The sequence below is a fragment of the Oceanisphaera sp. genome (assembly GCF_048268965.1).
Taxonomy (GTDB): domain Bacteria; phylum Pseudomonadota; class Gammaproteobacteria; order Enterobacterales; family Aeromonadaceae; genus Oceanimonas.
On the sequence record NZ_JBLWUK010000053.1, the window covers coordinates 1 to 8,051 of the forward strand.

The following is an 8,051-nucleotide window of genomic DNA, read 5'->3' on the forward strand; positions in this document are numbered from 1 at the left end:
GCAGAATTCTGCGGCTTTTTTGTGACTGTTAGAACGATGGGTTATTTGTCTTCATCGTTATGGCTACAAGGTTTTTCATGACAATGGCCATAAAGATACAGACTGTGGTTAGTCAATTTAATATTGAATTGACTGGCGATAACGTGTTGACGTTCTTCGATGATTTCATCATGGAACTCGATGACTTTACCGCAATCGAGGCACACCAGGTGATCGTGATGTTCCTGAGTGGCCAGTTCGAACACCGACTTGCCGCCTTCAAAGTGATGGCGAGCTACTATGCCGGCATCGTCAAACTGGTTCAGCACACGATAAACGGTCGCCAAACCAATTTCTTCACCCTGGTCGATCAGCAGCTTATACAGATCTTCGGCACTCACATGTTGAGCATCGGGATGTTGGAGCAGCTCAAGGATTTTTACGCGGGGTAGCGTCACCTTGAGGCCTGCTTTTTTCAAAGCTTGATTGTTGTCAGCCATAAGAATAAAGTTTCGCATTTCGTGTGGTTATTGCTTTCATTGTCCTTGTTCCTACCCTTAAAGGCAACCGCAATCTGGTTTTGCCGGCCTGTGCCATGGGCCAGCGCAATAAGTCTGTCAGGTTGCGTGATTTTTGTTAATATCGGGCTTATTTTCAGCTGGTCAGATGAGATAGATGAAGCAGATCATTGCCCGCCCTCGCTTGGTAAAAATCTTGATGAACTGCTGGCCCCCTTTTTGGGGGGCGGGTATTCGTATTGAACGGCTCAGTCAGGATTATCGTTATTGCCGGGTCAGCCTGGCCCTCAGGTGGTGGAATAAAAATGCCAATCGCACCCAATATGGGGGCAGCCTGTTTTCGATGACAGATCCTGTCTACTCGATGTTATTAATGGGAAACCTGGGAGAGGGGTACTACATCTGGGATAGAGCCGCCAGCATTACCTTTCTCAGGCCCGGCAGAGGGCGTGTTTTTGCTGATATTCATTTGAGCCAAGAACGGCTAGATGCGATACTTGAAGCGACCCAAGAGGGTCATAAGCACTTTCCTCGTTTTCGTATTAATATTGTTGATGAGGAAGGGAAGTTGATCGCTGAGGTGGAACGAACACTTTACGTACGTAAAAAACGACCATACAAATAATGGCTTAGGGTGTTAAGCAAATTTTCCTAACGTCATGGTTTGTAAAATAATTTGCGGTTAGTGGGGAACTTCGTCCATACTTAGCCTGACTAAGTGGTCTTTTTGACTGCCATAGAAACAAGGAGCATGTAATGCGCAATAAAATGATGTTGGTTGCTGGTGTTGTTGGTACTCTGATGCTGGCCGGTTGTAGCTCAAACACAGCTATGGAGACTAAACTGGACGGTCTGTCTCAGGACATCCAAGCAGTTCAACAGGGTCAGCAAATGAACTCTGCCAAAATCGATCGCCTGGCTGCTGACGTTGCCGAAGCCCGTGCTTCTGCAGACCGTGCTAATTCTCGTCTGGACCAGATGGGTCGTTACACCAAGTAAGTTTTGGTGCAGCGAAAAAAAAGCCTGGCTTCGGCCAGGCTTTTTTATGTTCACCATTTACCAACAGAGGCAGAGCAACCGTTTACAGTTGCTCGGAGACTTGACCCACGAGCTGGGGCATACCTTGTTGATGACGAATGATTTGTTCAATGAGCTCCCGGTTGGCACCCTGTTCGATCAAGGGCGTGAGCGTGCTCATATCCAGGGGACGATCGTCGGCCAGGCCTTCGGGAGTCAATGGTTCGTGGGCCTCGATAAATGTCTGACCATATTCATCCGTGCTGACCTTAAGCGCCTGATTCACAATTTGAACCTGAACTCCCTTGTCTACCTGTGCAAACAACCACTCTACGTGTTCGGGGTACATGCGGATACAGCCGGCACTGGCACGCAGCCCCACATCCAGGGGGTCGTTGGTGCCGTGGATCAGGTATTCACCACTGCCATAAGCCAGACGCATGGCATATTCACCCAGCGGGTTGTCGGGGCCTGCAGGCACCACGGCCGGTAGCGGAATGCCTTTGGCTTCGTACTCGCGGCGAGTATTGGCGGTTGGCGTCCAGGTGGGGTTTTTACGCATCTGACTGATGCTGGTGGTCATTTCCGGGGTCGCTCGACCCACCCGACCAATACCGATAGGGAAGACATACACATCGCTGCCATCTTCCGGATAGTAGTAGAGTCTTAATTCGGCCAGGTTAATGACGATGCCTTTGGTATCGGCTCTGGGTAACAACAGCTGATTGGGTATTACCAGCTCTTGTCCGGGCTTTAACAAAAACAGATCCTGATCCGGGTTGGCTGCCAGCAACAGGATGGGGCTGACGCCGTAATAGCGGGCGAGGCTGGCCAGGGTGTCCCCCTCTTGAGCGGTGTGCAGCAATATCTGGCCTATCGGCTGGCCTTTATTTTCCGGCAAGGGCAGGGGGGTAATGTTGGCGAGTGCCGCCGTGGTCGGCAACAACAGCGCGAACAATAAAATACTTAACTTTTTCATAGTACAACTCTCGTATAATCGTCTTTGCCATACTGGCGTACCATTGATGCCAATGCATCAAGATACAAAAAAGGGACGCGCCTTCGCATCCCTTATCAGACCCGAGAAGGTGGATTAAGATTCCAGTTCTTTCAGGTACATTTCTTCATATATCTGCTTGCACCAGGCCTTAACCCGATCCTGAGTCAGCTCGGGCTGGCGGTCTTCATCAATACCGAGGCCAATAAAGTGAGCATCATCCACCAGCGCCCGAGAGGCTTCGAATTCGTAGCCTTCGGTGGGCCAGTGACCAACGATGATGGCCCCCTTGGGCTCGATGATTTCACGCAGTGTGCCCATGGCATCCAGGAAGTATTCTGCATAGTCTTCCTGATCGCCGCAACCAAAGATGGCCACCAGCTTGTCATTGAAGTCGATATTTTCAAGCTCGGGGAAGAAGTCATCCCAGTCTGCCTGAGACTCGCCATAGTACCAGGTAGGAATACCCAGTAGCAGCAGATCGAAGCCGGCAATATCTTCTTTGGTGCTTTTTGCAATATCGTGTACCGCGATGAGATGCTTGCCCAGTTCTTTCTGGATCATCTTGGCAACGGCTTCGGTATTGCCGGTGTCACTTCCAAAAAACAGACCTACACTTGCCATAATAATGTTGTACCTGTCGAAAATGTGGATGGTCAGGCCAGTTGGCCTATTGGCTGTCCTGCAGCTCAAGCTGTTGTAGCAGCAAGGCGTGGATCAAGTCGGCTCGGCTAAGCTGCTGCTCGGCGGCCAGTATATTCAGTCTATTCAGGAGCTCCTGATCGACTTTTAGCTCTATGCGACTGAGACCGCGTTCGCGATCCCGTTTGAGTTGATTGCGCTTGTTGTATTTCAGTTGTACTTCACGGGGCAGTGGATTGGTTTTTGGCCTGCCACGCCGGCGTTCGTCGGCAAACAAATCCAGCGTTGTTCTATCTGTTTCTTGCTTAGCCATGGGTTAACCGACACCGCCCCCTTCCCAAGCGGCTTCAATAATGCCCTTGGCAATAAAGCCGGCGCAGCCCAAAAACAACACGGCCCAGACGATATAACGACCGAATTTCGGGACATTGCCCCGTTTGAGTACATCTTGAATAGCCAGTCCAATCAAGAGAAAGATGGCTACGAAAAAGAGCTTAAGCCCCAAGCTCTCCATTAGCTCGATTTGTTCTAATGACATCACGCAGTCCGACCATTATAAATTGGCGCCACTATAGCATAAAGGATTTATGGCTGTTAACTCGCCCGGGCCAGGAAATCCAGTACCAAGCGATTAAACAGCTGCGGCTTTTCTGCATGTAACCAGTGGCCGGTACCGGGGATCACCTTGGCTTTAGCCCGGGGAAACTGACGGATCACCTCGGCTTGGTACTCGGGGAGCAGGTAGTCGGACTCGCCCCCCTTGATGAAGAGTACGGGGCCGGTGTAGGGGGTATCCAGGCCCGGCCAACTCATGATGGTGGCGTAGTGCTCCTGCAGTGCCGGCACATTGAAACGCCAGGGGGTATCGCTGTCGGGAATGAAGGATTTCAGCAAAAACTGGCGCACCCCCATAATCTGCACATGACGGCCGAGTACGGCATCGGCCGCCTTACGATCCCGGCAGCCGGCGGCCGCCACGGCCTGCAAGCCGGCAAACACTTCCTTGTGTCGAGCCTGGGTATAAGCCACGGGTGCCATATCGGCTACCACCAGGCCGCCAATGAGCTCAGGCGCGATGCCGGCGATCATCATGGCAATTTTACCGCCCATGGAGTGCCCCACCAGGACCGGGCGTGCCAGTTCCAGTTGACTGATCAACGCCAGAATGTCGTTGGCCATATCCTGATAGCTGATGTGCTCGCTGTGCGGCGAAAGGCCATGATTGCGGACATCGACGGCAATCACTTCATAATGTTCGGCCAGTGCCTTGCTCAGGCCGTTAAGGTTGTCGAGGCTGCCAAATAAACCGTGGATCACAATCACTGGCTGGCCCTGGCCCTGACGGCGAAAATTCAATTGCATGCTAATTCCAGACGAAGGATCAAGACCGATATTGTTGCCCGACAGGGCTTAAGGCGCAACCTGCTTGGGCAGATCGCCCGCTCCATGTATAATCAGGCTCCGTCATTGGGAGTGGACATGCCAGGAAATATGATGAAAACCATAGAGGTAGATGAAGATCTTTATCGTTACATTGCCAGTAATACACGACATATCGGTGAAAGTGCCTCGGATATATTACGGCGCCTGTTACAGATAGAGCCGGTGGCGACTCGGGTTGAGACACAGACCACGTCAGCCGACACGAGCGCTAACGTTAAAGTGGGGCAACGCATAGAGCAGATGCTGCAAAGCGATATTCTGGCTGAACAGGAGTCGGCTATCGATCGCTTTATGCATATCCTGTCGGTGATGTATCAAGACAATCCGAGCGCGTTTGCCCAGGCGAGCGATATCAAAGGTCGCAAACGGATTTATTTTGCCGACGACGAAGCGGCCTTGCTGGCCAGTGGTAACACCACCAAGCCCAAAGCCATTGCCGGCAGCCCTTATTGGGTGATTACCAATACCAACACCGGACGCAAGCGCAATATCATTGCTCAGTTAATGGCGGCAATGGGCTATCCCCACAGCCTGATCGAGCGGGTGTGTCACAGCATTTGATTCAAAGATAAGGAAATGGTTATGAGCAGACACCCCAGAGCCGGCATGCGGGCCAGCAGCGCCGAGCTGATTAATATTCCGCGACTAATGGCCGCCTACTATCAGCTGCAGCCCGATGTCAGCATCCCGGAGCAAAAAGTGGCCTTTGGTACTTCGGGTCACAGAGGCTGTGCCCTGGATTTCAGTTTCAACGAGACGCATATTCATGCCATTTGCCAGGCCATTGCCGAGTATCGGCAAGCTCAGGGGCTCACCGGCCCTCTGTATCTGGGCATGGATACCCATGCCTTGTCGGAAGCCGCCTGGGGCTCGGCGCTGGAGGTATTAACCGCCAACGGTATCGAAGTCAGAATTCAGTCTGACCGAGGCTATACCCCCACGCCCGTGGTGTCTCATGCCATTCTTAACCATAACCGTGCGCACCCGGAGGCCCAGGCCGACGGCATAGTGATCACCCCGTCTCACAATCCTCCGCGTGATGGCGGTATCAAGTATAACGGCGCCGATGGCGGACCCGCCTCCAGTACCGCGACCGGCTGGATTCAGGATAGAGCCAATCAGCTTATCGCACAGGAGGGAGAAGGTATCTGCCGGCAACCCCTGAGCTTGGCGCTGGCACAGGCGGTGCCTTTCGATTATATCGACCACTATGTGGCCGAGCTTGACCAGGTGGTCGACATGGCCGCCATTCGTGACGCCGGTATTCGCATCGGTATCGACCCGCTCGGGGGAGCCGGCCTGGCCTACTGGCCACATATTGCCGAACGCTATGGTCTGGACATTACCGTGGTCAACCCCAGCCAGGAGCCGACCTTTTCGTTTATGACCCTGGATCATGACGGCAAGATTCGCATGGATTGCTCCAGCCCGGATTGCATGGCCAACCTGCTGGCCCTGAAAGACGACTTTGATATTGCCTGTGGCAATGATCCCGATTATGACCGCCACGGCATTGTTGACGGTGAAGGGCTGATGAACCCCAATCATTATCTGGCGGTCAGCATTCATTACCTGTTTACCCACAGGCCCGAGTGGTCAAAGGCGTTGGCGGTAGGGAAAACTCTGGTGTCATCTTCGATGATCGATCGGGTGGCCGCCCGGCTGGATCGCAAGTTGATGGAAGTGCCGGTGGGCTTTAAATGGTACGTGAGCGACTTGCTCGCCGGCCAGCTGGGCTTTGTGGGTGAAGAAAGTGCCGGTGCCTCGTTTTTACGCATGAATGGCCAGGTGTGGAGTACCGACAAAGACGGTTTTATTCCTTCCTTGCTGGCGGCAGAAATTCTGGCGGTTACCGGGCTCACGCCCCACCAATATTATGCGATGCTGGTTGAGCAGCTTGGCGATCCTGTTTATCGTCGTGTGGATGCGCCGGCCACCTTTGCCCAGAAACAGGTGCTGGCCAAACTGGAAGCCGATGCCATTGAAGCGGACACCCTGGCCGGAGACCCTATTATCGCCAGACTGACCCGGGCACCCGGTAACGGGGCTGACATTGGTGGGCTCAAGGTGGTCACCGAGCAGGGCTGGTTTGCCGCCAGACCCAGCGGTACCGAGCAAGTATATAAAATATATGCCGAAAGCTTTCGGGGTGCCGCACATCTCGAACGTCTGATTGAGGAAGCTCAGGCGCTGGTCAGTGCCACCTTTGCTAGGGCAGGCGTCTAAATAGAGAAGGGGCCGGCTGTGCAGCAGCATAGCAGGGCCCCTTTTGTACTAAGGAGAGTATATGAACGCAAGCCGGCTTGATGACTTTTTAGCGCTCAGCAGAGCCAACCCGCATTCCCTTGCCCCCTTTAGCGAAACACTCCCCGACGGCGGGCAGATCCAGGTATGGGATACCGGCGTGGTGTGTATCGAGCCGACGGCCCCGGCGAATAAAGATCTGGTGTTGTCTTGCGGTATTCACGGCAACGAAACCGCCCCCATTGAGCTGTGTGCCCGATTGCTGGGCGATATCGTCAGTGGTCGCTTGGTGTGTCGGCAACGCTTGTTGTTGATTTTTGGTCATCCCGCGGCCATGAATCTGGGCGTGAGAGAAGTGGAAGAAAACCTGAACCGCTTGTTTTCGGGGGCGCATGCCAAGGGTGAGCCGCAAACCATGGAGCGGCAACGAGCGGCACGACTTGAGCAATACGTCACGCGATTTTTTCAAGGTCGTGACGGAACCGAGCGACTCCATTACGACTTGCACACCGCTATTCGTCCTTCAGAGTACGAACAGTTTGCCATCTATCCCTTTACCCATGGTGCTCCTTACCACAAGGGACAACTGGCTTTTCTCTGTGATTCTGGCGTCGACACCATTTTGCTGGCTCATGGGCCCACCACCACCTTCAGCTACTTCAGTGCGCACGGCTTTGGCGCCCATGCCTTTACGGTGGAGTTGGGCAAGGTGCATGCATTTGGTGAGAACGATGCCAGCCGGGTAGCGAAGCTGGAACATAATCTGGCCCGCCTGCTGCAAGCACCCGACTGGCAGCCGCCACCTCTGGATCCGGCGCGTATTCGCGTGTTTAAAGTGTGCCAGGAAATCATCAAGCAAAGTGAAGGCTTTTGTTTTCACTTTTCCGATGCCGTGGCTAATTTCACGGAGTTCTCGCCGGGGGCTCTGCTGGCAGAAGATGGTGACCAGCAATGGACAGTGGGCGATAAACCAGAAGCGGTGATCTTCCCGAACCCGGGGGTCGCGCCGCAGCAGCGAGCAGCCTTAATGGTCGTCACTGCCGAGCTAAGCGCTGACATGCTCTGTTAGCCAGCCTGGCATGTTCAGGTTACCAAACTGAGTAAGTAACTGGTCTATTTAGCTGCTCTGGAAAAGCCGAACGAAGGGTCTACTCCACCGACACGCTGCAAGCACCTCCCTGTGGCGCTCAAACACATGACATCCTTGTCAT

At 53.5% G+C, this 8,051-nt stretch carries 11 protein-coding genes; 5 read left to right on the forward strand and 6 right to left on the reverse strand.

Translation table 11 applies throughout. From position 1 onward, the window contains the following. Positions 1 to 41: 41 nt before the first annotated feature. Positions 42 to 479, reverse strand: a complete 438-nt coding sequence (gene fur / locus ACN0VL_RS14785) for a ferric iron uptake transcriptional regulator (RefSeq protein WP_417618700.1) — start codon at positions 477 to 479, stop codon at positions 42 to 44. A gap of 175 nt (positions 480 to 654) precedes the next feature. Here fur and ACN0VL_RS14790 point away from each other — a divergent pair, with 175 nt between their 5' ends. Together ACN0VL_RS14790 and ACN0VL_RS14795 are read left to right on the forward strand one after the other, a co-directional pair. Further along, the gene (locus ACN0VL_RS14790; protein ID WP_417618702.1) at positions 655 to 1,122 is read left to right on the forward strand and encodes a DUF4442 domain-containing protein; all 468 of its coding nucleotides are present in this window, start codon (positions 655 to 657) and stop codon (positions 1,120 to 1,122) included. 131 nt (positions 1,123 to 1,253) lie between these two features. Further along, positions 1,254 to 1,496 (forward strand): LPP leucine zipper domain-containing protein, encoded by a 243-nt coding sequence (locus tag ACN0VL_RS14795; protein ID WP_188630711.1) that lies wholly within the window; start codon positions 1,254 to 1,256, stop codon positions 1,494 to 1,496. A gap of 82 nt (positions 1,497 to 1,578) precedes the next feature. Here ACN0VL_RS14795 and ACN0VL_RS14800 read toward each other — a convergent pair whose 3' ends face one another. From ACN0VL_RS14800 to ACN0VL_RS14820, 5 genes are all read right to left on the reverse strand, one after another. Next, a complete protein-coding gene (locus tag ACN0VL_RS14800) occupies positions 1,579 to 2,493 on the reverse strand; it encodes a L,D-transpeptidase family protein (RefSeq protein ID WP_417618704.1) in 915 nt (304 codons plus the stop codon). A gap of 114 nt (positions 2,494 to 2,607) precedes the next feature. Further along, on the reverse strand, positions 2,608 to 3,135 hold the full coding sequence (gene fldA, locus ACN0VL_RS14805) for a flavodoxin FldA (RefSeq protein ID WP_417618706.1): 528 nt from the start codon (positions 3,133 to 3,135) through the stop codon (positions 2,608 to 2,610). Between the two features lie 46 nt (positions 3,136 to 3,181). Then, the gene (gene ybfE / locus ACN0VL_RS14810; RefSeq protein WP_417618707.1) at positions 3,182 to 3,466 is read right to left on the reverse strand and encodes a LexA regulated protein; all 285 of its coding nucleotides are present in this window, start codon (positions 3,464 to 3,466) and stop codon (positions 3,182 to 3,184) included. A gap of 3 nt (positions 3,467 to 3,469) precedes the next feature. Further along, positions 3,470 to 3,691 carry a DUF2788 domain-containing protein gene (locus ACN0VL_RS14815; RefSeq protein WP_417618709.1) on the reverse strand — a complete coding sequence of 74 codons (222 nt, stop codon included), beginning with the start codon at positions 3,689 to 3,691 and terminating at the stop codon, positions 3,470 to 3,472. Between the two features lie 56 nt (positions 3,692 to 3,747). Continuing rightward, positions 3,748 to 4,515 (reverse strand): alpha/beta fold hydrolase, encoded by a 768-nt coding sequence (locus ACN0VL_RS14820; RefSeq protein WP_417618711.1) that lies wholly within the window; start codon positions 4,513 to 4,515, stop codon positions 3,748 to 3,750. A gap of 132 nt (positions 4,516 to 4,647) precedes the next feature. Between ACN0VL_RS14820 and seqA the strand changes: the two genes are divergently transcribed. The 3 genes from seqA to astE all read left to right on the forward strand — a co-directional run bounded on the left by seqA (position 4,648) and on the right by astE (position 7,909). Then, positions 4,648 to 5,157, forward strand: coding sequence for a replication initiation negative regulator SeqA (gene seqA / locus ACN0VL_RS14825; protein WP_417618717.1), 510 nt, complete (start codon positions 4,648 to 4,650; stop codon positions 5,155 to 5,157). Between the two features lie 21 nt (positions 5,158 to 5,178). Then, positions 5,179 to 6,822, forward strand: a complete 1,644-nt coding sequence (gene pgm, locus ACN0VL_RS14830) for a phosphoglucomutase (alpha-D-glucose-1,6-bisphosphate-dependent) (protein WP_417618713.1) — start codon at positions 5,179 to 5,181, stop codon at positions 6,820 to 6,822. 61 nt (positions 6,823 to 6,883) lie between these two features. Beyond that, complete coding sequence (astE, locus tag ACN0VL_RS14835) at positions 6,884 to 7,909, forward strand: succinylglutamate desuccinylase (RefSeq protein WP_417618715.1); 1,026 nt, start codon at positions 6,884 to 6,886, stop codon at positions 7,907 to 7,909. The last annotated feature ends 142 nt before the right edge of the window (positions 7,910 to 8,051 follow it).

What these genes read in the sequence shown, in the direction of transcription:
- ACN0VL_RS14815 (WP_417618709.1), bottom strand. Translation starts at nt 3,691, where the DNA reads ATGTCATTAGAACAAATCGAGCTAATGGAGAGCTTGGGGCTTAAGCTC.
- ACN0VL_RS14790 (WP_417618702.1), top strand. Translation starts at nt 655, where the DNA reads ATGAAGCAGATCATTGCCCGCCCTCGCTTGGTAAAAATCTTGATGAAC.
- ACN0VL_RS14800 (WP_417618704.1), bottom strand. Translation starts at nt 2,493, where the DNA reads ATGAAAAAGTTAAGTATTTTATTGTTCGCGCTGTTGTTGCCGACCACG.
- ACN0VL_RS14820 (WP_417618711.1), bottom strand. Translation starts at nt 4,515, where the DNA reads ATGCAATTGAATTTTCGCCGTCAGGGCCAGGGCCAGCCAGTGATTGTG.
- fldA (WP_417618706.1), bottom strand. Translation starts at nt 3,135, where the DNA reads ATGGCAAGTGTAGGTCTGTTTTTTGGAAGTGACACCGGCAATACCGAA.
- astE (WP_417618715.1), top strand. Translation starts at nt 6,884, where the DNA reads ATGAACGCAAGCCGGCTTGATGACTTTTTAGCGCTCAGCAGAGCCAAC.
- pgm (WP_417618713.1), top strand. Translation starts at nt 5,179, where the DNA reads ATGAGCAGACACCCCAGAGCCGGCATGCGGGCCAGCAGCGCCGAGCTG.
- ACN0VL_RS14795 (WP_188630711.1), top strand. Translation starts at nt 1,254, where the DNA reads ATGCGCAATAAAATGATGTTGGTTGCTGGTGTTGTTGGTACTCTGATG.
- seqA (WP_417618717.1), top strand. Translation starts at nt 4,648, where the DNA reads ATGAAAACCATAGAGGTAGATGAAGATCTTTATCGTTACATTGCCAGT.
- fur (WP_417618700.1), bottom strand. Translation starts at nt 479, where the DNA reads ATGGCTGACAACAATCAAGCTTTGAAAAAAGCAGGCCTCAAGGTGACG.
- ybfE (WP_417618707.1), bottom strand. Translation starts at nt 3,466, where the DNA reads ATGGCTAAGCAAGAAACAGATAGAACAACGCTGGATTTGTTTGCCGAC.